A 23,158-nucleotide genomic window follows, 5' to 3' on the forward strand; every position below is an offset into this window, starting at 1 on the left:
GGTGCAGGCATGAGCGTGACGCTGCCTGAGGCACGAGACCAGTCCGACCGCACGATCGTCATCACCGGCGCGAGCTCCGGCATCGGCCGCAGCGCCGCGAGGGCGCTGTCGCGGCTCGGCGCGAAGATCGCCGTGGTCGGCCGCAACCCCGACCGGACGACGTCCGTCGCCGCCGAGGTGGGCGGACGCGCCTACGTCTGCGACTTCACCGACCTCGCCCAGGTGCGCGATCTCGGGGCGTCGCTGCTGGCGGACCACCCGCGCATCCACGTCCTGGCGAACAACGCCGGGGGCCTCTTCACCGAACGCACGAGCACCCGCGACGGCTTCGAGACGACCTTCCAGAGCAACCACCTCGCGGGGTTCCTCCTGACCTCCCTGCTGCTGCCGCGCCTCCTCGAGACGGCCGAGAGCGCGCCGGAGGGCGCCGTCCGCATCATCCAGACCTCGAGCGCCGGCAATCGGCTCGGCGGCGTCCGTCTCGACGACCTCGGCACCGCCACGGGTCCGTGGGCGGGCGGCATGCGGGCCTACGGCGCCTCCAAGCTCGAGAACGTGCTCTTCACCCGCGAGCTGGCGCGTCGCCTGCGCGGCACCGGCGTCGAGGCCTTCGCGTTCCACCCCGGCTTCGTCGCCTCGGGCTTCGGCGGGTCGGGCACGGTCGCGACCCTGGGCAAGCGGCTGGCCGTGACGACCGACGAGGGCGCCGAGCCGCTGGTGCGACTCGCCGCCGCGCCTCGGGTCCCGGCGCCGAGCGGCAACTACTTCGACCGGCTGCGCGCACCGGGGCGTCTGCACCGGTCCGCCGACGACGCCGAGCTCGCCCGGGGCCTCTGGGAGTGCAGCGCGCGGTTCTCGGAGGCACCCGAAACGATCTGAGCCGGGGTCGCGCCGGGAGCCGGTGTTTCGTAGGCTACATATCGTGACTCGTCTCCCGCCCCGACTCGTGCCCGATGGACCCGACGCCGACGACCCCCCGGCCGCCCAGGGGGTGGTGACCCGGGCGTACGGTGACACCCTCTCGCTGCTCGACCAGGTGATCGCTCTCGAGGCGGACGGCATCTCCGGTCTCGAGACGCTGTTCGCCGAGGTGATCGACGGCCGTGACCGGCTGATGCTGCCCGGCTTCGGGGCGCCGGGTCTGCCGGCGCCCGAGGTCGCGCGTCTCGACCACGAGATCCGTCGGCGGATCGACGTGCTCGTCGCCCGCGGTCGGAACGACGGGTCGGTGGTCTCGACGATCCGCACGACCGACGTGGTGGTGCTGCTCTCGCTCCTGGCGCAGGGGCTGCCCGAGTACCCCGGCTACGAGGCCGCGGCCACGGCGATCGCCCTGAGGTTCGTCGAGAGCGTGGCCACGGGGGTGCGACCCCCGTTGTCAGCGTGTTGACGGGTGCGACCCAGGAGGCGGTGATCTGCACCCCCTAACGTCGTCGAGACGAGAGGGGCAGTCATGCATCAGGACGGACACGACGCAGCGCGCCGCGCGGTCCACGGCACGATGATGCTGACGACCGTCGGGCTGGTCCTCCTCGTCGCGACGGTGCTCTGGGGGCGCGGCCCGCTCGGGGTCGCGACCGAGACCTCCCCGTCCGATCGGGCGACGATCGACGTGCCCGCGTCTCCGGCCCCGACCGCCACGACCGACCCGAGTTCCGGCACCTCGATCGTCGACGTCTCCCTGTCGTCGTCCGCCGACGTCGGTTCGATGATGGGCTACATGCGAAGCGAGTCGTTCGCTCTCATCGCGGGCTGATCGCCGCGTGCTCCTGCGGAGTTCGTTTTGCGGACTGTGCGCCGACATCGGTTCGGCGACCGGAGAGCCCCCGCGATCCCCACCCCGCTGCCGATCCGACGCTCGCGAGGTCCCCCGCTGAGGCGGAGGCTGGCAGTGACCTGCTCGCGGGGAGGTGGGCCCTGCTGATTGACTGACGTCGTAAAGGAATTCGTCCGAGATGGAGGGTGGTGCGTCGTGACCGAGCTGCGACCCGACCCGACCTCTCCGCGTCGATCACGGAGCGACCTCCTCGACTCCTTCTCCGGTTCCGACGGTCTTCCCGCGGCGTTCAGCGACCGCCGTCCGGCCGTGCCCGACCTCACGGCCGATGACGACTGGGCCGAGTTCTACGGCGAGCTCGACCCGGATCTCGTCTTCGAGTGCTCCGCCACGCTCTCGGGCGACCACCACGCCGTGTTCGTCTACCCCGACCGGGTCCACGTCGAGGGCCCCGAGGTGCCGGAGGGCTCGCAGGATGTGCCGCTCTCGGCCGTCTCCGGCTGGGCGCTGGTCGTCCAGGGGCCCGTCGTCGTGCTGACCCTGCAGGCCGGCCACCCCTACCGGATCCGCGTTCCCAAGGCGTTCCGATCGGTTCTCCGGACGGCGCTGCTCAAGGTGCTGGGCGACTCTGAAGACGCCTGAGCCGGGTCGCGGAGCACCGAGGGCGGATGCGGTTCTCGGCCCGCGCCTCCTCGTCCGATGCGCTTTGCGGCTGTCGGCTCGGCGCTGGGAGTGCGTTTATGGGACTATCGGCCTATGAGCCGTGAGACCCAGCCGCCGATCAGGTCGGAGATCGCGGGTCGCGACATGGATCAGGCCCGGGCCATGTACGAAGACGGGTACAACGGCAAGGGCTTCGACACGGAGCGCACCGAGACCGACTTCGCGTACCGGTACACGATCACCGGCGACGACGAGATGACGTTGCGGTCGTCGATGTTCCTCGGGTCGATCAAGGGCGCGATCCAGCCCGAGAACGAGTACGTCGTCTCGTGGATCACCGGCGGTTCCGGCGTCTACGACCTGAACGGCGACGAGCTGCCCCTCCAGATCGGCCGGCCGGCGATGTTCCCGACGGGCAAGGAGTTCGAGTTCGAGTTCGAGGACTACCGCCAGAACCTCGTCCACTTCAACGCCGGGTTCCTGGAACGCGTGGCCGCCGAAGAGGAGGGCACGCTCCCGGGCTCGCTCGAGTTCGACCACACGGCCGTCCCCGACGCCGACGCCCTCCGCGACTGGAAGAACACGATCACGACGGTGGCCAAGACCGTCCTCGGCGGCGAGGCCACGCCTCTGCTGCGCTCCGAGGTCAACCGGCTCGCCGCCGTCACACTGCTCAACACGTTCAAGCACCGCGGGCCGCAGCTCCCAGAGCAGCTCCTCGCCCCGCGCAACGCGCGCCTGCGGGCAGCCGTCGAGTTCATGCACGCCAACGCGCACCTGCCCATCACTCCGACGGAGATCGCCGAGCACGCGGGCCTCGGCCTCCGCGGTCTGCAGGTGGCGTTCAGCCGCCAGCTGGGAGTGACGCCCACCGACTACCTACGGGGCATCCGCCTCGACCGCGCGCGGGCCGACCTGCTCAACCTCGGGCCGCGCGAGACCACCGTCGCCGCCATCGCGACGCGCTGGGGCTTCGCCCACCTCGGCCGGTTCTCGGCCTCGTACGGCGAGCGTTTCGGCGAGAAGCCCTCCGCGACGCTGCACCGCTGACGCCGGTCGGCGCTGATGCTGCACCGGCTCGGCGCGCCCAGCCCGCTCGGCGCTTTCCAGCGGAAAAGGGACGCCTTGCGCGGGGGCCCCGCGGCAAGACGTCCCTCTCCGGGCAGAGCGCGCGCCCGGTTCAGGCAGCCGCGCGGTGCGTGACGATCGACCCCGTGAGGGTGCGGACCGCGGTGGTCCAGGCCGAGACGCCGCGTCGCTCGCTGCGCGTGTAGCGACCGACGGCGAGGTTGCGCGCGGCGCCGGTCGTGACGTACGAGCCGATCACCGTGGCGTCGTGGGCGCTCGAGCCGGTGTACGAGCCGACGCCCGCGCCCGTGCCGACCCGCGAGACGTAGTGGCCACCCAGGGGGTGCAGCTGGGCGGTGGAGGTGGAGTTGTGCGTCGAGGTCATGCGTCCGACTCTAGACCGTCTTTTGAGTAATTCAAAACAAGACTCGCACAGTGGCCGGACGGTTCGCCCGGACGATGCCCTAGTCCCGGCTCCCCTGCCGTTCGTCGGGCAGCAGGGCCGAGAACGCGCGCCCGATCTCGGTCCGCATGTAGGCGACCGCCTCGTCGTTCTCGGGAGGTTCGAGCGAGCTGGTCGTCGTCTCCGCCATCAGAGGAGACCCCGAGTCGAGCAGGAGCGTCGCGACGACCTGGTTGCCATCCGCGTTGATCGCGTTCAGCTCGACCGTGTCGGCGTCGCCCGACTGGGCGAGCAGTGCGGCGTACTCGAGCAGCGTGTCCGCCGCCTCGTCATCGACGAAGAGCGACTTGGAGGCGAACGTGATGTGCTTCATGGCCCTTGTGTAGTCGGTGCCGGTGCCGCCGACAAGGGGTCGGACGACAGGTCACCCGCGGCCCGCCCGCTCGCCCGCGCGCGCCTCCCCGGTTCACCGGGTGGACCGAGGAGGCGCGGGTCAGCCGCGAGGGCTCCTCACGACGCGCACGCCCCCCGCCGGCACGGTCAGCGAGCCCTCGACGGTCTCGCCGTGCAGCAGCTCGACGCCCACGCCCACGCCGGCGTCCACCTGCGCGTCGACGTCGGCGTGGTTCACGAAGAACGTGAAGACTGCGTCGTCGCCGTGGCGCGTGACGACCTCGAGCCCCTCGACGTGGCCCTCGGGCACGACGACCCCGGCCTCGTCGAGCACGTCTCGGACGAACGCGGCGAGGTCGCCGCCGGCGAGGCGCGTCGAGACGTACCAGGCGGTCCCGTCGCCGAGGTGGTGGCGGGTGACGGCCGGTCCGCCGGCGGCCGGGCCGGTCGTGTACCGGGCCACGGCCTCGGCGCCCTCGAGCACGATGTCGTCCGACCAGCCGGTGCCGGTCGCGCCCGAGTCGAGCGTGACGACCTGGTCGGCGTAGAGGGGGAGGAACTCGGGCACCGAGAGCCCCAGCACCTCGCGCAGGCCGCCGGGTGCGCCGCCCGCCGGCACGGCGTCGTTCTCGTCGACGACGCCCGAGAAGTACGACGCGACGAAGCGCCCGCCCGCTCGGACGTACGAGGTCAGGTTCTCGGAGGTCTCGGCGTCGACGATGTACTGCGACGGCGCGAGCACGAGGTCGTAGCCGGACAGGTCGTCGTGCGGGTGGCGGAAGTCGACGGTGACGCCCAGGTTCCAGAGCGCCGTGTAGAAGGCGACGATGCGCTCGCGGTGGTCGAGCTCGACCGACGGGCGCCACTCGAGGTCGTGGGCCCAGAACGACTCGACGTCCCAGAGGAGGGCGACCCGCGCCTCCACCCGGGATCCGCGCACCTCGGCGAGGCGACCGAGCTCGGCGCCGTACTCGACGACCTCGCGCCAGATGCGCGACGAGGTGCCGGCGTGGGGCAGCATCGCCGAGTGGAACTTCTCGGCCCCGTAGCGCGAGGCGCGGAACTGGAAGAACAGGATGGCGTCGGCGCCGCGGGCCAGGTGCGTCGTGCTGTTGCGGGCGAGCTCGCCCGGGCGCTTCGCGATGTTGCGGGGCTGCCAGTTCACGGCCCCGGTCGAGTGCTCCATCAGCATCCACGGGTCGCCCCCGGCCAGCGACCGGTTCAGGTCGGCGTCCAGGGCGAGCAGCACGTGGTTGTCGTGCCGCTCGGCGACGAGGTAGTGGTCGTTCGCGACGACGTCGACCTCGCGGGCCCACTTCCAGTAGTCGATCGACGGGCAGTTGGTCGACATGAAGTTGGTGGTGACCGGGAGGTGCGGCGCATGCCTCTTGATCACGTCGCGTTCGGCGACGAAGCAGGCGAGCAGGGCGTCGGAGGTGAACCGCGCGAAGTCGAGCCGCTGAGTCTGGTTGACGACGGTGGCCGAGACGCGGGGCGCGTCGATGTCGGTCCACTCGCCGTAGGTCTGCCCCCAGAAGAGCGTGCCCCAGGCGGCGTTGAGGGCCTCGAGCGTTCCGTAGCGGGTCTTCAGCCAGGCGCGGAACGCCCGGACGGAGTGGACGCCATAGTCGTCGCTGATGGGGGCGCCGTACTCGTTGTGCACGTGCCAGAGCACGACCGCGGGGTGGGTCGCGTAGCGCTCGGCGAGCTTCTCGGTGATGGCGGTCGCGGCGCGACGGTAGTCGGGCGAGCTCGGGCTGACCATGCCGCGCGAGCCGCGGCCGAGGGTGAGGCCCTCGCGGGTCACCGGGTGGGAGTCGGGGTAGGCCGTCCAGAACCAGGCCGGCGGCACGGTCGTGGGGGTCGCCAGGTCGACGTCGATGCCCGCGTCGTGCAGCAGGCCGAGGATGTCGTCGAGGAACGTGAAGTCGTACTCGCCCTCGCGCGGCTCGAGCAGGGCCCACGAGAAGATGCCGACGCTGACCAGGTTGATGCCGGCCTGCTTCATCAGCGCGATGTCCTCGAGCCAGACCTCGCGGGGCCACTGCTCGGGGTTGTAGTCGCCGCCGTAGCGGATGTCGGCACGGCCGGGCAGCCAGCTCGTCGTGCGACGCGGTTCGCTCTCGGGGGTCGGCGTGACGGCCGGGGCGTCGAGGTCGAGTGACATGCGGTGATCTCCTTTGACTGTGTGCGCTCCCAGTTCTAGCACACGCGAAAGGCGTGCAGAGGATGCAACTGCCCTGCCGAACCGTTACGAAAGCCGTGTTGACAACAGAAAAGCCGTGTGCGTAACTGTTACCGCTCACAGGCACAGCGTGGTGGTTCTCCCGGCTCGCGCTGTCCGCTCCACCAGCTCTTGCTTTCCTCAAGGAGGACGAATGCACAGCTCACTCCGCCGCATCGGCGTCGTCACGGTCGCCACGGCGGCCCTCATCCTCACCGGCTGCTCCGGCGCCGGGGGAGGCAGCTCGTCCGACGGTCCCGTCGAGCTGACCTACTGGGCCTGGGCCCCCAACCTCGACAAGGTGGTCGACATCTGGAACGACCAGAACCCCGACATCCAGGTCACGGTCAACAAGCAGGACGGCGGGGACCCCGCCATCACGAAGCTGCTCACCGCCATCAAGGCCGGCAGCGGCGCCCCCGACCTCATCCAGGCCGAGTACCAGAAGATCCCCACGCTCGTCTCGTCCGACGCGCTGGCCGACCTCACCGACCAGGGCGCCGGCGACCTCGAGGGCGGGTTCAGCGAGGGCGTCTGGTCGTCCGTCACCCTCGACGGACAGGGCGTCTACGCCATCCCGCAGGACAGCGGCCCGATGATGGCCTACTACCGGACCGACATCCTCGACCAGTTCGGCCTCGACGTCCCCACCACCTGGGACGAGTACGCCCAGGTCGCCGAGGACCTGCACGCCGCCGACCCGAGCAAGTACCTCGGGACCTTCTCGGCCAACGACGCGGGCTGGTTCGCCGGTCTCTCGCAGCAGGCCGGCGCCTCCTGGTGGTCCATCGACGACCAGAGCTGGGGGGTTGACATCGCCGAGGACCCGACCGAGCAGGTGGCCTCGTACTGGGGCGGCCTGGTCGAGAGCGGCGCGATCGACAACAAGCCGATGTACACCCCCGAGTGGAACGCCGGCCTGAACGACGGCTCGCAGGTGGGCTGGATCAGCTCCGTCTGGGCTCCCGGCGTGCTGAGCGGCAACGCACCCGACACCGCCGGCAAGTGGACCGCCGCGCCGCTGCCCCAGTGGGATGCCGCGAACCCGTCCGACGGGAACTGGGGCGGGTCCACCACGGCCGTCACCACGCAGTCCGATGAGAAGGAGGCGGCCGTCGAGTTCGCCACCTGGCTGAACACCGACCCCGAGGCCGTCGCCGCGCTCGCCGACATCTCGGGCGTCTACCCGGCCGCGACCGACGCCGCCGCCCCCGCGCTGGACACGGCGCCGGAGTTCTTCAGCCAGCAGAGCGACTTCTACGACATCGCCGCCGAGGCGTCGTCGACCGTCGCGCCGTTCACCTACGGCCCGAACGTCAACGTCGCGTTCAGCGCGTACAACGACGAGTTCGCCAAGGCCGCCGACGCCCGCACGCAGTCGGCCTTCGAGGACGCCGTGGACGCCATGCAGGAGATCACGACCGACGACCTCGTGAAGAGCGGCTTCTCGGTCGAGTAGCCGAGACGACCAGGAGGGGCGGCATCCTGAGCCGCCCCTCCTCCCTCACCCCTCCGACACCGTCACCGTCCGCGACCAGCGAGGAACCGTCATGGCCGACACGCTCACCCCCATCACCCCGCCGGTCGGCGCCGCGTCCGACCGCCGGGCGACCGCCCCCGTCGGGCGGCACGGCACCGGCAGCTTCCGCAGCCGCGTGCTCACCCCCTACGCCATGCTCGCGCCCGGGATCATCCTCTTCGTGCTCTTCATGGCGGCGCCGATCATCTACACGCTCTTCCTCAGCTTCCAGAAGAAGCAGGTCTCGGGCCTCGGCCTCGGCTCGGCTGCGCGCGGCACCGGGTTCGCCGGCCTCGAGAACTACATCGGGACCCTCACCGACCCCGAGTTCGGCTCGAGCGTCGGCCGCGTGCTGCTCTACGGCCTCGTGCTCGTGCCCTGCATGCTCGGTCTCGCCCTGCTCTTCGCCCTGCTGCTCGACTCGAAGCGCACCCGCGCCACGTCGTTCTCCCGCATCGCGATCTTCCTGCCCTACGCCGTGCCCGCCGTGATCAGCTCGCTGCTCTGGGGGTTCCTGTACCTGCCGGCGGTCAGCCCGTTCTATTACGTGTTCGAGCGCTTCGGCTGGGAGGTCCCCGGCGTGCTCGGCTCGGGCACCATCCTGTTCGCCATCGCGAACATCGCCCTCTGGGGCGGCGTCGGCTTCAACATGATCGTCATCTACACGTCGCTGAAGGCCGTCTCGAGCGACATCTACGAGGCCGCCCGCCTCGACGGCGCCAGCGAGGTGCAGATCGCCCTCCGCATCAAGATCCCGATGGTCGCCCCCGCGCTCGTCATGACCGCCCTGTTCTCGATGGTCGCGACGCTCCAGGTCTTCGCCGAGCCGACCACCCTGCGGCCTCTGACGAACAGCCTGTCGACCAGCTGGTCGCCGCTCATGCTCGTCTACCGCGACGCGTTCACCCGCGACGACATCTACTCGGCTGCGGCGACCTCGGTCGTCATCGCCCTCGCCGCCTTCATCGTCTCCTTCTTCTTCCTCCGGGTCGTGCAGAAGCGAGCCTTCGGCCAGGAGGACTGACCATGACCATCGCGGACCTCGACGACACCACCCGACGCGGCGAACGCTCCCCGGTCGACCCGACCCGCGCCTCCTCGGCGACCGGCCCCGGAGGCGCGGGCCGGCCCCGCAGCGTCCGTCGCCCCGGCGGCAGCTCGCTGACCGAGCGTCGCAGCCTCGTCTCGACGGCCATCGTGCTGATCGGCGCCGTCTACTGCCTGTTCCCCGTGCTCTGGGTCGTGATGGCGTCGACGAAGAGCGGCGGCGAGCTGTTCTCGACCTTCACCCTCGCGCCCAGCACGCACCTGCTCGACAACCTCGTCGCGCTGAGCCAGTACCGCGACGGCCTCTTCTGGCGGTGGATGCTCAACACCGCGCTCTACGCCGGCATCGGCGCCCTCGCCTCGACCTACGTGTCGGCGCTGTCGGGCTACGTGCTCGCGAAGTTCGAGTTCCCGGGCAAGAAGGTCGTCTTCAACGTGCTGCTCATGGGCGTGCTCGTGCCCGGCGTCATCCTGGCGATCCCGCAGTACTTCCTGCTGGCGAACGTCGGTCTGACCAACACCTTCTGGGGTGTGCTGCTGCCGCAGATCATCAGCCCCTACGGCATCTACCTGGCTCGCATCTACGGCGCGGCGGCCGTGCCGACCGATGTGATCGAGGCGGCGCGCACCGAGGGCGCCGGCGAGCTGCACATCTTCCACCGCATCGCCGTGCCGATGCTCGGACCGGGTCTCGTGACGATCTTCCTGTTCCAGTTCGTCGCCATCTGGAACAACTTCATGCTGCCCTACATCATGCTCGGCGACGACTCGCTCTTCCCTCTGACCGTCGGCCTGAACGGCCTGCTGAACCAGGGGGCGTCGGCTCCGGCGCTGTACACGCTCGTCATCACCGGGGCGCTGCTGTCGGTCATCCCGCTGATCCTGATCTTCCTGGTGCTGCAGCGGTACTGGAGGGTCGACCTCGCCGCGGGCGCCGTCAAATAGTGGGAGGCGCGGGTCGGCCCGGGCGGGCGGGCGCGGCTCGGCGCGATCGGAGCCCTAGGCTGTGCGCGTGACGAGCACGCCCGGTCGCCAGCGGCCCACGATCAACGACGTCGCCGACCAGGCGGGCGTCTCGCGGGGGACGGTCTCGCGCGTGCTGAACGGCGGCCGGTGGGTCAGCCCCGACGCGAAGGCCGCCGTCGACGCCGCCATCAAGAAGACGGGCTACCGGGTCAACCCGCACGCGCGCAGCCTGGCGACGAACCGCACCGGCTCGGTGGCGTTCCTCCTCACCGAGGACCACCAGCAGCTCTTCGAGGATCCGAACTTCTCGGCCCTGCTCAAGGGCACCGCGGCGGCGCTCGCCGACAGCGACATGTCGCTCGTGCTGATCATGGCCGGGTCGGCCGCCGAGCAGAAGCGGGCCGTCGCGTACATCGAGGCCGGTCACGTCGACGGCGTGCTGCTGGTCTCGGCGCACAGCGGTCAGCGGCTGCTCGCCGACATCGTCGGCTCGGGTGTGCCCGCGATCGCGTGCGGGATCCCGCTCGGGTACCAGAGGCGGATGGGCTACGTGGCCGCCGACGACGAGGAGGGCGCCCGCGAGATGGTCGCGCACCTCCGGTCGCTGGGGCGTCGCCGCATCGCGACGATCGCCGGCCCGCTCGACACCCCCGGCGGCATCACCCGGCTCGACGGCTACCGCGTGGAGCTCGGCGACGAGCTCGACGAGAGCCTGATCCGTCACGGCGACTACTCGCGGGCGAGCGGGGAGGCCGCCATGGCCGATCTGCTGGCCGCATCACCCGACGTCGACGCCGTCTTCGCGGCCAACGACCGGATGGCCGCCGGCGCGCTCGACGCCCTCGCCGCCGCCGGGCGCCGTGTGCCCGACGACGTCGCCGTGGGCGGCTTCGACGACTCGAGCATCGCGGCCGAGACCGAGCCCCCGCTCACCACGATGCGTCAGCCCTTCGACCGCATCAGCTCCGAGATGGTGCGTCTGCTGCTGCAGCTGATCGACGGACAGAAGCCCGCGGCGATGACGCTGCCGACCGAGCTGGTGCGGCGCGCGACCACCTGACCCGCGCCTCCTCGACCCTGCCGGCGGGGCGGCGCGTCCCCCGTCGCCCTGCCAATCCGCTGGACGGCCCGGACACGGCCCTGCGCCTGGACCTACCGTCCACGTCAGACCTGTTCCACCAGCAGAACGAAGGACGAACCATGTCGCAAGCAATCGAGACCATCGACGTCAGCGTGCCCGTCAGCGTCGCCTACAACCAGTGGACCCAGTTCGAGGACTTCCCGAAGTTCCTCGACGAGGTCGAGTCAATCACCCAGACCACGCCCACCCTCACGGTGTGGAAGGTCAAGGTCGGGCCGGTCGAGAAGACCTTCGAGGCCGAGATCACCGAGCAGCACCCCGACGAGCGCGTCGCCTGGAACAGCACCGGCGGCGAGGTCGACCACGCCGGCGTCGTCACGTTCCACAAGCTGAGCGACTCCGAGACGCGCATCACCGTGCAGATCGACTGGACCCCCGAGGGCTTCCTCGAGAAGGTCGGGAACACGCTCGGCGCCGACAACCACGCCATCAAGAAGGATCTCCGCAACTTCAAGGAGTTCATCGAGTCGCAGGGCGCCGAGACGGGCGCCTGGCGCGGAGACGTCCAGGCATGAGCGACGAGTCGACGTACACCGCGTCGTTCGTCGACGAGGGCGGCGCCGAGGTGTCGACCGAGCAGCTCGAGTCGATCGCGGGAGCCCCGGTGAAGTCGCTCACGCGACCGGGAGCGGCCGACGGCGAGGACATCACGTACGAGCTCGACGCCGACACGGCGGACTCCGACCCGGTCGTCTACCGGGCGACGGGGGTCGCGGGGCACGACTACAACTGAACATCCCGAGGAGGCGCGGGTCGACCGAGACGGCGACCCGCGCCTCCTCCGCGTTGCAGGGTGAGCGCTCACATGGCAGAATGTGAGCGCTCACTTTCGGTGCGGGGTCCGCCCGCCCACCCCGACGACGAAGAGGTCATCATGGTCGATCACGTTCCCCCGGCCACCCCCGACGAGACCGGCGACGGCCCCGTCGCCGGCGGCTCCGGCCCCACCGCCCCGGGCGCCTCGACCGAGACCTACGTCGTCGGCGTCGACTACGGCACCCTCAGCGGCCGGGCCGTAGTCGTGCGCGTCTCCGACGGCGCCGAGCTCGGCGCCGGCGTCTTCGAGTACCCGCACGCGGTCGTCGACACGACGCTGCCGGGCACGGGCGAGCGGCTCCCCGCCGACTGGGCCCTGCAGGTGCCCTCCGACTACGTCGACGTGCTGAAGAACGCCGTGCCGGAGGCGCTGGCCGCGTCGGGCGTCGACCCGGCGGCCGTCGTCGGCATCGGCACCGACTTCACCGCGTGCACGATGGTCCCGACCACGGCCGACGGCACCCCGCTCAACGAGCTCGAGCGCTTCGCCTCGCATCCCCACGCCTTCGTCAAGCTCTGGCGTCACCACGCGGCGCAGGGTCAGGCCGACCGCATCAACGAGCTCGCGGCCGAGCGCGGCGAGTCGTGGCTGCCCCGCTACGGCGGACTCATCTCGAGCGAGTGGGAGTTCGCCAAGGGCCTCCAGCTGCTCGAAGAGGACCCCGAGGTCTACGCCGCGACCGAGCACTGGGTCGAGGCCGCCGACTGGATCGTCTGGCAGCTGAGCGGGCGCTACGTCCGCAACGCCTGCACCGCGGGCTACAAGGGCATCTACCAGGACGGCGAGTACCCCAGCCGCGAGTTCCTCGCTGCGCTGAACCCCGACTTCGCGGACTTCGCCGAGACGAAGGTCGTGCACGAGATCGGCGCGCTCGGTGACTCCGCCGGCACGCTGACCGCCGAGGCCGCCGGCTGGACGGGCCTCCCCGAGGGCATCGCCGTGGCCGTCGGCAACGTCGACGCTCACGTCACCGCCCCGGCCGCGAAGGCCACCCAGCCCGGCCAGATGGTCGCCATCATGGGCACGAGCACCTGCCACGTCATGAACGGCGACAAGCTCGCCGAGGTGCCCGGCATGTGCGGCGTGGTCGACGGCGGCATCGTCGACGGCCTCTACGGCTACGAGGCCGGTCAGTCGGGTGTCGGCGACATCTTCGCCTGGTACGTCAAGAACCAGGTGCCGCAGTCGGCCGTCGACGACGCCACGGCCGCCGGCAAGAGCGTGCACCAGCACCTCACCGACGTCGCGTACGAGCAGCTGGTCGGCGCCCACGGGCTCGTCGCCCTCGACTGGCACAGCGGCAACCGCTCGGTGCTCGTCGACCACGAGCTGAGCGGCGTCATCGTCGGTCAGACGCTCGCCACGTCGCCCGCCGACGGCTACCGAGCGCTGCTCGAGGCCACGGCCTTCGGCACGCGTCGCATCGTGCAGGCCTTCGACGAGTCGGGCGTGCCCGTCACGGAGTTCATCGCCGCCGGCGGTCTGCTGAAGAACAAGCACCTGATGCAGACCTACAGCGACGTGCTCCGCATGCCGATCTCGACGATCACGAGCGAGCAGGGCCCGGCCCTCGGGTCGGCCATCCACGCCGCCGTCGCCGCGGGCGCCTACGCCGACATCCGCGCCGCGGCCGAGGCCATGGGCAGCGTCGAGCGCGCCACCTACACGCCCGACCCCGCGAACGCCGACGCCTACGACGCCCTCTACGCCGAGTACCTGCTGCTGCACGACTGGTTCGGCCGCGGCGGCAACGACGTGATGCACCGCCTGCGGGCGATGCGTCGGGAGGCGACCCGCGCCTCCTCGGCTCCGGGTTCCGACTCGGACTCGGACTCGGACTCGGACTCGGTCGAGCAGGCCGCCGTGGACGCCGAGGTCTCCGCATGAGCGGCTGGATCGACCGCGCGACCCAGGCGGCCATCGACGCCACCCGCGAAGACGTCGCCACGCTGCACGCCGAGCTCGTGCGCTACGGCCTCGTCGTCTGGACGGGCGGCAACGTGTCGGGCCGCGTGCCCGGCACCGACCTCTTCGTCATCAAGCCGAGCGGCGTCTCGTACGACGACCTGACGCCCGAGAACCAGATCGTCTGCCGCCTCGACGGCACCGTGCTCGAGGGCACCCCGGGCAGCGACCGCAGCCCGTCGAGCGACACCGCGGCGCACGCCCACGTCTACCGCAACATGCCGCACGTCGGGGGAGTCGTGCACACGCACTCCACCTACGCGACCGCGTGGGCCGCCCGCGGCGAGGCGATCCCCTGCGTCATCACCGCGATGGCCGACGAGTTCGGCGGCGAGATCCCCGTCGGGCCCTTCGCGATCATCGGCGACGAGTCCATCGGCGAGGGCATCGTCGAGACGCTCACCGGTCACCGCAGCCGCGCCGTGCTGATGCAGAACCACGGCGTCTTCACGATCGGCAAGGACGCTCGCGACGCGGTCAAGGCCGCGGTCATGACGGAGGACGTCGCCCGCACCGTTCACATCACCCGCCAGCTCGGCGAACCCCTCCCCATCCCTCAGCAGAGCATCGACGCTCTGTTCGACCGGTACCAGAACGTCTATGGGCAACGCGGAGCGTTGCCCCGGGCCGCAGGCTCGGCCACCCCCGACATCGCCCGACCTGCAGTCTCGAACAACGGAGAACTCTCATGAACGACACCCTCGACCCCACCGCGTTCCTCGCCTCGAAGGAGGTCTGGTTCCTCACCGGCAGCCAGGGTCTCTACGGGGAGGAGACCCTGAAGCAGGTCGCCGACCAGTCGAAGGCGATCGCCGACGAGCTGGCCGCCGCCTCCGACGTGCCCGTCCGCCTCGTCTGGAAGCCCGTCCTGACCGACGCCGACTCGATCCGCCGCACGATGCTCGAGGCCAACCTCGACGACTCGGTGATCGGCGTCACCGCCTGGATGCACACGTTCAGCCCCGCCAAGATGTGGATCGGCGGACTCGACGCGCTCCGCAAGCCCCTGCTGCACCTGCACACGCAGGCGAACGTCGCGCTGCCCTGGGCCGACATCGACTTCGACTTCATGAACCTCAACCAGGCCGCGCACGGCGACCGCGAGTTCGGCTACATGCAGACCCGGCTCGGCGTCCCGCGCAAGACGGTCGTCGGTCACGTGAGCGACCCCCGCGTGCAGAAGCAGGTCGGCACGTGGATGCGCGCCGCGGCCGGCGCCTCGGCCATGCGCTCGCTCAAGCTGGCGCGCTTCGGCGACAACATGCGCTTCGTCGGCGTCACCGAGGGCGACAAGACCGAGGCCGAGCTGGCCTTCGGCGTGCAGGTCAACACCTGGGGCGTCAACGAGCTGGCCGAGGCCGTCGCCGCCGCGACCGAGTCCGAGATCGACGCGCTGGTCGCCGTCTACGAGGCCGAGTACGACGTCGTCCCCGCGCTCCGCGCCGGTGGCGAGCGTCACCAGTCGCTGCGCGACGGGGCGGCGATCGAGATCGGCCTCCGGTCGTTCCTCGAGGCGGGCGGCTTCAGCGCCTTCACGACGAACTTCGAGGACCTCGGCGCTCTCAAGCAGCTGCCCGGTCTCGCCGTGCAGCGCCTCATGGCCGAGGGCTACGGCTTCGGCGCCGAGGGCGACTGGAAGACCTCGGTGCTGGTGCGCGCGGCCAACGTGATGGGCGCCGGTCTGCCGGGTGGCGCCTCCCTGATGGAGGACTACACGTACCACCTCGTCCCCGGCGAGGAGAAGATCCTCGGGGCGCACATGCTCGAGGTCAGCCCCGCCCTGACGTCGCAGCGCGCGTCGCTCGAGGTGCACGCGCTCGGCATCGGCGGCAAGGACGACCCCGTGCGCCTGGTCTTCTCGGCCGACCCCGGCCCGGCCGTCGTCGTCGCGATGAGCGACGTGCGCGACCGGTTCCGCCTGACCGTGAACGTCGTCGACGTCGTCGAGCCCGACGAGGACCTCCCGAACCTGCCGGTCGGCCGCGCGGTGTGGAAGCCCCGCCCCTCGTTCCCCGTGTCGGCCGAGGCCTGGCTCACCGCCGGCGCCGCGCACCACACGGTGATGTCGACGGCGGTCGGCCTCGAGGCCTTCGAGGACCTCGCCCGCATCGTCGAGACCGAGCTGCTCGTCATCGACGAGGACACCCGCATCCGCGACTTCCGTCACGAGGTCGCCTGGAACGCCGCGTACCACCGCCTCGCCCGCGGCCTGTAGGCGTCGCGCGCGGCCGGCCGGGCCACCGGCCGGCCGGGCCCGCCGGCCCGCCCGCTAGCCGGGCCCGCCGGCTGGCCGGTCCGCCCGCCGGGCCCGCCGGCCGGTCCAGTGGTCGGAAGATGTCCTTCCACTGGCCGCGAAGGACATCTTCCGACCACTCGGCAGCCTGAGCGGAGCACGCGGGCCGGGCGCAGGAGGGCGGCCTAGCGTGGCGGGGTGACCGAACAGACCTCTCGCACCGCGCCTCCTGCCGCATCGATCCCCGAGGAGGCGCGGCGACGGTTCGAGACACCGGCCGGCGTGATCATCGGCCGGGTCGACGGCGACGTCGTGCGGGCGACGGGCATCCGCTACGCCGAGTCCGAGCGCTTCGCGCCGCCCCGGCCCGTGCCGCCGGCCACCGAGCCCGTGCTCGCCTTCGAGCCCTCGCCGGGGTCGCCGCAGCTGCCGTCCGAGACCCTGAGCTCGCTCATCGAGGGCGCCGGCGACGGCCTGATCGCCGACGAGAGCTGCCAGTTCGTCTCGATCACCCTGCCCGCCGACGCCCGGCCCGACGAGCGGCTGCCGGTCATGGTGTGGATCCACGGCGGGTCGTACGTGACCGGTGCCGGCGACCTCTCCGTCTACGACCCTCGGGCGCTCGTCGTCGAGCAGCGCGTGATCGTCGTGGCCGTCACGTACCGCCTCGGCATGCTCGGATTCTTCGCCGACGACGATCGGATCCCCGCGAACCTCGGCCTCCTCGACCAGCTCGAGGCGCTCCGCTGGGTGCACGCGAACATCGGGGCGTTCGGCGGCGCGGCCGACCGCGTCACCCTCTTCGGCCAGTCCGCCGGCGGCGACGCCATCGCCCACCTGATGATCGCCGACGGCGCCGAGGGGCTCTTCCAGCGGGCGATCGTGCAGAGCGCGCCGCTCGGCATCACGTCGGGCCGCTCGAAGATGGCGGCCGCGATGGCCGCCGCCGTCGGCACGCCGGCCCGCGACGCCCCGATCGACGAGCTGCTCGCCCAGCAGGCCGTCGCCGAGAGGGCCGCACGCCGCTTCGGACTGCGCGGCGGCATGGCGTTCGGGCTGCAGTACGGCAGGTCGCCCCTGCCCGCCGAGGCCGACCGCGACGCCGCCTGGCGCCGCGTCGCTCCGCGGATCGACGTGCTGATCGGCACGACCACCGAAGAGACCGGGCTCTTCCTGATGTTCATCCCGGCGCTCCGTCGCCTCGCCGCGCTGCCCCTCGTGGGCGGGCTGGTGCGCAGGGTGCTGGTCGGCGGGACGACCCACGTGATCTACGGCCGGGACGCGCGGGCGTTCGCGGACCGGCACCGCGCCTCCGGCGGTCGTGCCGTGCGGTACCGGATGACCTGGGCCCCCGAGGGCGCCGAGTTCGGCGCCGCCCACGTGACCGACGTGCCGCTGCTGCTCGGCGGGCGCGAGTCGTGGGGGCACACGCGGCTGATCGGCTCGAGCGCGTGGGAGGACGTCGACCGCCGAGGGCGCCGGGTGCGGCAGATCTGGGCAGACTTCGCCCGGACGGGCGCGCTGGCGTCCGACGCGGCCGCGGGGGCTCGCGACACGATCACGCTCGACCGGGGCTGACGCGCGCCTCGCCGGCGAGCCGGCGCGCCGGCGGCTCGCTCGCGTGACACCCCGTTTTCGGCGCTACACCCGCATCTACCGGGGTTTAGCGCCGAAAAGCGGGTGTAGCGGCGCGGGCTCCGCGCGGCGCGGCTAGGCGCGGAGGGCGGCGGCGAGGCGGTCCCACCACGCGGCGGAGGCGGTCCGGGCCGGGCCGACCCGCGCCTCCCAGGCGGTGCGCACCGCGTCGCGTGCGCCCCAGGCGTCGAGCACGATCCGGTCCGCCGAGCCGGTCAGCACCTGCTCGGCCGAGACGACGCTCGACTGGCCGAAGTTCGCGAGCGCGCCGGTCAGCTTGACCGTCGTGTAGTCGTCGACCGCGATGCCGACCGTCGGAACGCCCGCCGCGACGGCGAACACGGCCGGGTGGTAGCGGCTCGTCAGGTGCAGCGACGCCTCGCGGGCGAACCGGGCGGCCGCGGCGGTGTCGGTGGTGGGCTCGACGCGGGCGGGCCGGGTCATGCGGTCGATCACGGCGCGGTGCAGCAGCGAGTCGCCGCGCTCGTCGTCGCTCCGCAGCGACGCCCAGTGCGCCAGGAACACCACCTCGAGTCCCGTCTCGTCGACGACCCGGTCGAGGAGGCGCGCCACGGCCTCCGCGAACGCGGTGCGGTCGGCGGCTCCCACGTGCGCGGACAGGCTCACGGCGCAGTACGGTGCGGCGGCGGCTGCGGCGCCGGTCGCCGCGTCGGTGCTCGGCCCGACCCCGAGCCCCGGCCCGAGCCCGACGAAGCTCGCGTCGTCGATCGTCGCCGTCAGCCGCGACTCGGGCACGCCGAGGGTCCGCACGAGCTCGAACGACGCGCGCTCGCGCAACCCGACCAGCTCGGCGCCCGACAGCAGCTCGGCCACGAGCGCGCGGTCGTCGCCGTCGAGCACCGGTCCGATCGTCTGACCGGTGACGACGTACGGCTTGCCCGCTCGGCGGGCGAGCTCGGCGAGGGTCGCCCGCTCGTACACGTGCATCGGCCAGAGCGACGCCATGTTGCCGCCGCCGGCGACGGCGAAGGCGTCGGAGGCGCGGATCGCCTCGATGGCCGACCACGCGGCGTCGGAGGCGGGGAGTGCGGAACGGTCGCCGTCGGCGGCGGCCAGCACGCGCCTCCTGCGCTCGATCCGTCCGTCGCGGTCACCGGCCGTCGCGGGCGAGAAGTCCAGGGCGGGCACGGCCTCGACGCCGTAGCGGGCGGAGGTCTCGGCCGGGGTCGACGAGACGCCCGTGATGGTCGCGCCGCGGGCCCGGAGCTGCGCCGCGAACTCGTCGAACATGGCCTCGTCGCCGATGTGGATCATGTCGTCGACGACGCCGACGTCTCCGATGGTGACGATGCGCACGCGGGGCCTCCGGGGTGGGGTTCGAGGGTCGCGGATCCGCGCCCAGACGACGGTAGCGGATCGCGGGGCGGGGCTCCGGACGGGTGGGGCGGCGCACGCGCCTGCGCGACCCCGCGCGGCGATAGGCTCCCCTCGGCCCGGGGAGTCCGGGCGGCCCGGGGAGTCCGGGCGCTGCGCCCGACCCGGCGACCCACCCGAGAGGCGGCACCATGGGGATCCAGACCTCGCTCGACGCGATCCACGAGGCCGAGCGCCTCGTCGACTCCATGCGCCTCGCCGACGAGCTCGCGCTCGACGCGGCCCGCACCGGCGGCCCCCGCACGATCCGCGTGCTGCGGTCGGCCCTCTCGAGCGACGATCAGCTGGTCGCGGTCGCCGCCGCGAACGCCCTCGCCCAGGTCTTCGACGACGAGGCCGACGTCGTGCTCTCGGCGCTGCTGTCGAGCGAACGCACGTTCCTGCGCGAGCACGCCGCCTCGGCTCTCAGCCAGCGCCTCCCTCGCTACGACACGATCGGGCGGCTGATCGGCCTCGTCGCGGCGGGCGGGTTCACCGGCATGGTCGCGCAGCGCACCCTCGAGCAGTGGACGTCGTCGTCGCCCGCCCTCGTCGCCGTCGGCCTCGAGGGCGCGCTGCTCGGCGTGCACGAACCCGGCGCGCGCTACCGCCTGGTCGAGACGCTCGGCCTCGTGCGCGCGGCGATCGCGACCCGCCCCCTGCTCGCCGTGGCGCTCGACCCGGGCGAGGACGAGCGCGTGCGGGTCGCCGCCGTCTCGGCCCTCGGACAGCGCCGGGGCGACGTCGCCGTGGCCTCGGCGGTCGACGGGCTGGCCCGGCACGAGGGGTTCCTCGGCGACGTCGCCCGGCTGGCCGTCGTCGACCTGTCGGCCCGGCACGAGGGTCTGCGGATCCCGTCGGACGACCTCACCGTGGCTCAGCTCTTCCTGCACGCCGACATCGACGCCGACCTGACCCAGGCGGGCAGCGGCGACAACGGCGGGATCGCGACGCTGCTCGTGCGACTCGGCGACGCGCTCGCCGGGCGCGCGATCGGCGCCGGTGCCCACGCCGGTGCTCTCGCAGCCGATGCGGGCCGAGGAGGCGCGGGCGCGGCAGCCGGGACGGCTCGCGTCGGCCGGGTGGTCACCCTCTCGCGGGGTTCCGCCGCCGGGGCGCTCGACAGCGTCGAACGCGTCGCCGCCACGACCTCGGGTCACACGTACGGTCGCGTTCCGCTGCTCAGCGAGCCGGTCTCGTCGGCGACGGCCTGGCCGCTGCGCGTCGCGGCCCGTCGGGGCATCCGCCGCATCCTCCGCACGAGCGGCGGGGTCGATCTGCTCCACCTGCGGATGGCCGACGTCGGCTCGCTCGCGGCCTCCGACGTGGCCCGCGAGCTCGACATCCCCGTGGTGTTCACGGTCGCCCCCGACCCGCACGCCGTCATCCAGTCGCTCGACCTCGCGGGCGGTCTCACGCGCGAGACGTTCGGCGACGTCGACGAGCGCGAGCACTTCTGGTTCCGCACCCGACTGGTGCAGCAGCTGGCCGCCAACGCGTCGCACACGGTGCTGTTCCCCCGGCCCGAGCTGCGGCGCGACATGCGCGAGCTCGTCGGCATCGACATCACGGCCCACCCCGAGCGGCACACCGTCGTGCCCGAGGGGATCGACCTCGACGTGGTCGACCGCTCGGTGACCGAGGCGGCCGAGCACGCGGCGGGTCTGCCGCCGACCCCGCCGCTCGCCGAGCTGCGCGACCTGCTCGAGACCCTCCCGGAGGCGCGGCGCGGTCTGCCCCTGCTGGTGAGCGTCGGGCGCCTGCACCGCGTCAAGGGCATGGCGACGATCGTCGAGGCATGGGCCGGCGGGGGTGCGGGCGACGGGGCCGGTGCGGGCGACGGGGCCGGCGCGGCCGGCGGGGCCGGTGCGCTGAGCGACCGGGCGAATCTGCTGCTGATCGGCGGCGATCTGCGGCACCCGAGCGCCGACGAGCGGGAGCAGCTCGACCTCATCGACGGGATCGTCCCGACCGACCGGCACCGCGCCTCCGGCCTGCTGCTGCCCGGGCACCGTCCGAACGACACCGTCGCCCGGTGGGTCGCGGCGGCGCGCTTCGGCGTGCCCGGTCTGTCGGCGCCTCGCGGCGTCTACGTCTGCGGCAGCCTGAAGGAGGAGTTCGGCATCGCGCTGCTCGAGGCGATGGGGTCGGGGCTGCTCGTCGTCGCGCCCGAGGGCGGCGGGCCGTCGACGTACGTGCGGCAGGGCGACACCGGGTTCCTGACCCGCACATGGGACGTCGAGGCGCTCCGGCTCGCGATGGCCGAGGCGCTCGAGGCGGCGGGCTCCGAGACGACGGAGGCGCGGGCCGGCCGGTCACGCGACACCGTCGAGCGGTCGTTCACCATCCAGGCCATGGCCGGCGCCCTCACGGGGGTCTACGGCACCGTGCACGACGACGAGCTCGAGCAGCGCGAGTGGAGCGTGAGCTCGCGATGACCCTGCTCGTGATCAGCCCCGACTACGCCTCGCACCTGCTGCCGCTCGCCACCCTCGCCACCGAGTGGCGCGAGCGCGGCGAACGGGTGGTCGTGGCGACCGGCCCGGCCACCGCCTCCATCGTCGAGTCGTTCGGCTTCGAGCGCGCCCACCTGCAGCTCGGCCGCGGCTCGAACCCCGGCGTCATCCGCGCCGAGGAGCAGGTCGCCGACGAGGACGCATCGCTCCGCGGCTTCTTCGACGCGACCCGCCTCGGCATGATCGAGACGCTCGGCTACCAGGCGCGCGAACGACTGACCGACCTCATGTGGCAGCCGGTCGAGACGGCCCGCGCCGTGCTGGCCGTCGTCGCCGAGGTCGCCCCCGACCGGATCATCGTCGACCACCTGGCCTTCAGCGCCCGCCTCGCGCTCGTCGCCGGAGGGGTGCCCTACGCCGACGTCGTGCTCGGACACCCGACCGCGCTGCCCGTCGGCGACGAGGTGTACGGCTGCCCGCCGGAGTGGCCTGCCGCGTTCGACGACGCCGCCGGCGGGGAGGCCGGGGTCGCCGCGGAGACCGGGGCCGGGGGTGCCACGCGACGTGACGCCGCCGGGATCGCCGGGCTGCGCGAGCTGTGCGAGCGGGTCGACGCGTCGTTCACCGCCGAGTGGAACACCGCGCTCGCCGAGCTGGCCCCCGACCTGCCGCCGTCGACGAGCGCGTTCGGCGAGCACGGCGAGCTGCTGCTCTACAACTACCCGGGCGAGCTGGCCGACCCGGCTCGCGAGGAGCTCCTGCCGCCGCACGTCTGGCTCGGCTCGGCCGTGCGCACCGAGCCCGCGGACCCCGAGGTCGAGGCCTGGCTCGCTCAGGGCGCCGCGGTTCGGCGGGTTCCCGTCATCGAGGGCGGGTCAGCGCTGACCCGCACTGGCCGACAGGAACCCGCCGCAGCCGCGGAGCCGTTCGTGTACGTGAGCTTCGGCAGCTTCCTGTCGGTGCGCTCGGACGTGCTCGGGCGCGTGGCCGGGGCGCTCCGCACGCTCGGCGTCCGAGCGGCGATCGCGCTGGGGTCGGGCACGCGGGAGGACCTCGGCGAGATCCCGTCCGACTGGCTCGTCCGGGAGTTCCTGCCGCAGGTCAGGCTGCTCGGGGCGGCGTCCGCGGCCGTGACGCACGGGGGCAACAACAGCGTGACCGAGGCGATGACCGCCGGTGTGCCGCTCGTCGTGCTGCCGTTCTCGACCGACCAGTTCGCCGGGGCCGCGGCGCTCGAGCGGACCGGCTTCGGCGTGGCCCTCGCACCCAACACGGCGACGGAGGGCGAGCTGGCCGAGGCGCTGCAGCATGTGCTCGCCCTCGCCGAGAGCGCGCCCGACGCGGCGGCGGGCCTGGCCGCGCTCGCCTCGGCGCTGAACGAGGTGCCGGGCAGGGTGCGAGCCGCGACGGCGCTGACCGCCGGGCGCTGACCCGGCCGGCCCGCGCCTCCTCGGCTCGGGTCGTTGCGGTTAGGGTC

Annotated in this window: 21 protein-coding genes; 17 read left to right on the forward strand and 4 right to left on the reverse strand. The window is 72.5% G+C overall.

What is annotated here, in order from left to right; all coding sequences use genetic code 11:
- Window positions 1-9: 9 nt before the first annotated feature.
- From ASF17_RS10725 to ASF17_RS10745, 5 genes are all read left to right on the forward strand, one after another.
- Entirely contained in the window at window positions 10-879 is an 870-nt protein-coding gene (locus ASF17_RS10725) for an SDR family NAD(P)-dependent oxidoreductase (RefSeq protein ID WP_055800700.1), read from the forward strand.
- Window positions 880-922: 43 nt separating this feature from the next.
- On the forward strand, window positions 923-1,390 hold the full coding sequence (locus ASF17_RS10730; protein ID WP_156357394.1) for a hypothetical protein: 468 nt from the start codon (window positions 923-925) through the stop codon (window positions 1,388-1,390).
- Window positions 1,391-1,453: 63 nt separating this feature from the next.
- The gene (locus ASF17_RS10735) at window positions 1,454-1,756 is read left to right on the forward strand and encodes a hypothetical protein (RefSeq protein ID WP_055799414.1); all 303 of its coding nucleotides are present in this window, start codon (window positions 1,454-1,456) and stop codon (window positions 1,754-1,756) included.
- Window positions 1,757-1,972: 216 nt separating this feature from the next.
- Window positions 1,973-2,419, forward strand: a complete 447-nt coding sequence (locus tag ASF17_RS10740) for a hypothetical protein (protein ID WP_055799418.1) — start codon at window positions 1,973-1,975, stop codon at window positions 2,417-2,419.
- Window positions 2,420-2,533: 114 nt separating this feature from the next.
- Window positions 2,534-3,490 carry a helix-turn-helix transcriptional regulator gene (locus ASF17_RS10745; protein WP_055811539.1) on the forward strand — a complete coding sequence of 319 codons (957 nt, stop codon included), beginning with the start codon at window positions 2,534-2,536 and terminating at the stop codon, window positions 3,488-3,490.
- 130 nt (window positions 3,491-3,620) lie between these two features.
- Here the strand turns inward: ASF17_RS10745 and ASF17_RS10750 are convergent, their stop codons facing one another.
- From ASF17_RS10750 to ASF17_RS10760, 3 genes are all read right to left on the reverse strand, one after another.
- Window positions 3,621-3,893 (reverse strand): hypothetical protein, encoded by a 273-nt coding sequence (locus ASF17_RS10750; protein ID WP_055799424.1) that lies wholly within the window; start codon window positions 3,891-3,893, stop codon window positions 3,621-3,623.
- Between the two features lie 79 nt (window positions 3,894-3,972).
- Window positions 3,973-4,284 carry a hypothetical protein gene (locus ASF17_RS10755; protein WP_055799427.1) on the reverse strand — a complete coding sequence of 104 codons (312 nt, stop codon included), beginning with the start codon at window positions 4,282-4,284 and terminating at the stop codon, window positions 3,973-3,975.
- 120 nt (window positions 4,285-4,404) lie between these two features.
- The gene (locus ASF17_RS10760; RefSeq protein WP_082475280.1) at window positions 4,405-6,471 is read right to left on the reverse strand and encodes a beta-galactosidase; all 2,067 of its coding nucleotides are present in this window, start codon (window positions 6,469-6,471) and stop codon (window positions 4,405-4,407) included.
- 211 nt (window positions 6,472-6,682) lie between these two features.
- Here ASF17_RS10760 and ASF17_RS10765 point away from each other — a divergent pair, with 211 nt between their 5' ends.
- The 10 genes from ASF17_RS10765 to ASF17_RS10810 all read left to right on the forward strand — a co-directional run bounded on the left by ASF17_RS10765 (window position 6,683) and on the right by ASF17_RS10810 (window position 17,794).
- Window positions 6,683-7,987, forward strand: a complete 1,305-nt coding sequence (locus ASF17_RS10765) for an ABC transporter substrate-binding protein (RefSeq protein WP_055799430.1) — start codon at window positions 6,683-6,685, stop codon at window positions 7,985-7,987.
- Window positions 7,988-8,078: 91 nt separating this feature from the next.
- Entirely contained in the window at window positions 8,079-9,071 is a 993-nt protein-coding gene (locus ASF17_RS10770; protein ID WP_055799433.1) for a carbohydrate ABC transporter permease, read from the forward strand.
- A gap of 2 nt (window positions 9,072-9,073) precedes the next feature.
- Window positions 9,074-10,039 (forward strand): carbohydrate ABC transporter permease, encoded by a 966-nt coding sequence (locus ASF17_RS10775; RefSeq protein ID WP_082475281.1) that lies wholly within the window; start codon window positions 9,074-9,076, stop codon window positions 10,037-10,039.
- A gap of 67 nt (window positions 10,040-10,106) precedes the next feature.
- Window positions 10,107-11,120 (forward strand): LacI family DNA-binding transcriptional regulator, encoded by a 1,014-nt coding sequence (locus ASF17_RS10780; protein ID WP_082475360.1) that lies wholly within the window; start codon window positions 10,107-10,109, stop codon window positions 11,118-11,120.
- Window positions 11,121-11,260: 140 nt separating this feature from the next.
- Window positions 11,261-11,716 (forward strand): SRPBCC family protein, encoded by a 456-nt coding sequence (locus tag ASF17_RS10785; protein WP_055799439.1) that lies wholly within the window; start codon window positions 11,261-11,263, stop codon window positions 11,714-11,716.
- Entirely contained in the window at window positions 11,713-11,934 is a 222-nt protein-coding gene (locus ASF17_RS10790; protein ID WP_055799442.1) for a hypothetical protein, read from the forward strand. The genes ASF17_RS10785 and ASF17_RS10790 overlap by 4 nt, the downstream gene beginning before the upstream one ends.
- Before the next feature lie 72 nt (window positions 11,935-12,006).
- Window positions 12,007-13,905, forward strand: a complete 1,899-nt coding sequence (gene araB / locus ASF17_RS10795; protein ID WP_235476550.1) for a ribulokinase — start codon at window positions 12,007-12,009, stop codon at window positions 13,903-13,905.
- On the forward strand, window positions 13,902-14,675 hold the full coding sequence (locus ASF17_RS10800; RefSeq protein WP_055799445.1) for an L-ribulose-5-phosphate 4-epimerase: 774 nt from the start codon (window positions 13,902-13,904) through the stop codon (window positions 14,673-14,675). The genes araB and ASF17_RS10800 overlap by 4 nt, the downstream gene beginning before the upstream one ends.
- Window positions 14,672-16,198: an L-arabinose isomerase gene (gene araA, locus ASF17_RS10805; protein WP_055799450.1), complete on the forward strand. Its 1,527-nt coding sequence runs from the start codon at window positions 14,672-14,674 to the stop codon at window positions 16,196-16,198. The genes ASF17_RS10800 and araA overlap by 4 nt, the downstream gene beginning before the upstream one ends.
- A gap of 216 nt (window positions 16,199-16,414) precedes the next feature.
- Window positions 16,415-17,794, forward strand: a complete 1,380-nt coding sequence (locus ASF17_RS10810) for a carboxylesterase family protein (RefSeq protein ID WP_082475282.1) — start codon at window positions 16,415-16,417, stop codon at window positions 17,792-17,794.
- A gap of 132 nt (window positions 17,795-17,926) precedes the next feature.
- Here the strand turns inward: ASF17_RS10810 and ASF17_RS10815 are convergent, their stop codons facing one another.
- A complete protein-coding gene (locus ASF17_RS10815) occupies window positions 17,927-19,168 on the reverse strand; it encodes a polysaccharide pyruvyl transferase family protein (RefSeq protein ID WP_055799452.1) in 1,242 nt (413 codons plus the stop codon).
- 209 nt (window positions 19,169-19,377) lie between these two features.
- On the opposite strand from ASF17_RS10815, the gene ASF17_RS10820 reads away from it, so the two are divergent.
- Together ASF17_RS10820 and ASF17_RS10825 are read left to right on the forward strand one after the other, a co-directional pair.
- The gene (locus tag ASF17_RS10820) at window positions 19,378-21,663 is read left to right on the forward strand and encodes a glycosyltransferase (protein WP_055799455.1); all 2,286 of its coding nucleotides are present in this window, start codon (window positions 19,378-19,380) and stop codon (window positions 21,661-21,663) included.
- The gene (locus tag ASF17_RS10825) at window positions 21,660-23,111 is read left to right on the forward strand and encodes a nucleotide disphospho-sugar-binding domain-containing protein (protein WP_055800717.1); all 1,452 of its coding nucleotides are present in this window, start codon (window positions 21,660-21,662) and stop codon (window positions 23,109-23,111) included. The genes ASF17_RS10820 and ASF17_RS10825 overlap by 4 nt, the downstream gene beginning before the upstream one ends.
- Window positions 23,112-23,158 lie beyond the last annotated feature (47 nt).

Origin of the sequence: Frigoribacterium sp. Leaf263, from assembly GCF_001422285.1 — a bacterium.
GTDB lineage: Bacteria > Actinomycetota > Actinomycetes > Actinomycetales > Microbacteriaceae > Frigoribacterium.

Coding starts and splice junctions, on each gene's coding strand:
- ASF17_RS10725 (WP_055800700.1), top strand. CDS start 10: ATGAGCGTGACGCTGCCTGAGGCACGAGACCAGTCCGACCGCACGATC.
- ASF17_RS10735 (WP_055799414.1), top strand. CDS start 1,454: ATGCATCAGGACGGACACGACGCAGCGCGCCGCGCGGTCCACGGCACG.
- ASF17_RS10745 (WP_055811539.1), top strand. CDS start 2,534: ATGAGCCGTGAGACCCAGCCGCCGATCAGGTCGGAGATCGCGGGTCGC.
- ASF17_RS10750 (WP_055799424.1), bottom strand. CDS start 3,893: ATGACCTCGACGCACAACTCCACCTCCACCGCCCAGCTGCACCCCCTG.
- ASF17_RS10755 (WP_055799427.1), bottom strand. CDS start 4,284: ATGAAGCACATCACGTTCGCCTCCAAGTCGCTCTTCGTCGATGACGAG.
- ASF17_RS10760 (WP_082475280.1), bottom strand. CDS start 6,471: ATGTCACTCGACCTCGACGCCCCGGCCGTCACGCCGACCCCCGAGAGC.
- ASF17_RS10765 (WP_055799430.1), top strand. CDS start 6,683: ATGCACAGCTCACTCCGCCGCATCGGCGTCGTCACGGTCGCCACGGCG.
- ASF17_RS10770 (WP_055799433.1), top strand. CDS start 8,079: ATGGCCGACACGCTCACCCCCATCACCCCGCCGGTCGGCGCCGCGTCC.
- ASF17_RS10775 (WP_082475281.1), top strand. CDS start 9,074: ATGACCATCGCGGACCTCGACGACACCACCCGACGCGGCGAACGCTCC.
- ASF17_RS10785 (WP_055799439.1), top strand. CDS start 11,261: ATGTCGCAAGCAATCGAGACCATCGACGTCAGCGTGCCCGTCAGCGTC.
- ASF17_RS10790 (WP_055799442.1), top strand. CDS start 11,713: ATGAGCGACGAGTCGACGTACACCGCGTCGTTCGTCGACGAGGGCGGC.
- araB (WP_235476550.1), top strand. CDS start 12,007: ATGGCAGAATGTGAGCGCTCACTTTCGGTGCGGGGTCCGCCCGCCCAC.
- ASF17_RS10800 (WP_055799445.1), top strand. CDS start 13,902: ATGAGCGGCTGGATCGACCGCGCGACCCAGGCGGCCATCGACGCCACC.
- araA (WP_055799450.1), top strand. CDS start 14,672: ATGAACGACACCCTCGACCCCACCGCGTTCCTCGCCTCGAAGGAGGTC.
- ASF17_RS10820 (WP_055799455.1), top strand. CDS start 19,378: ATGGGGATCCAGACCTCGCTCGACGCGATCCACGAGGCCGAGCGCCTC.
- ASF17_RS10825 (WP_055800717.1), top strand. CDS start 21,660: ATGACCCTGCTCGTGATCAGCCCCGACTACGCCTCGCACCTGCTGCCG.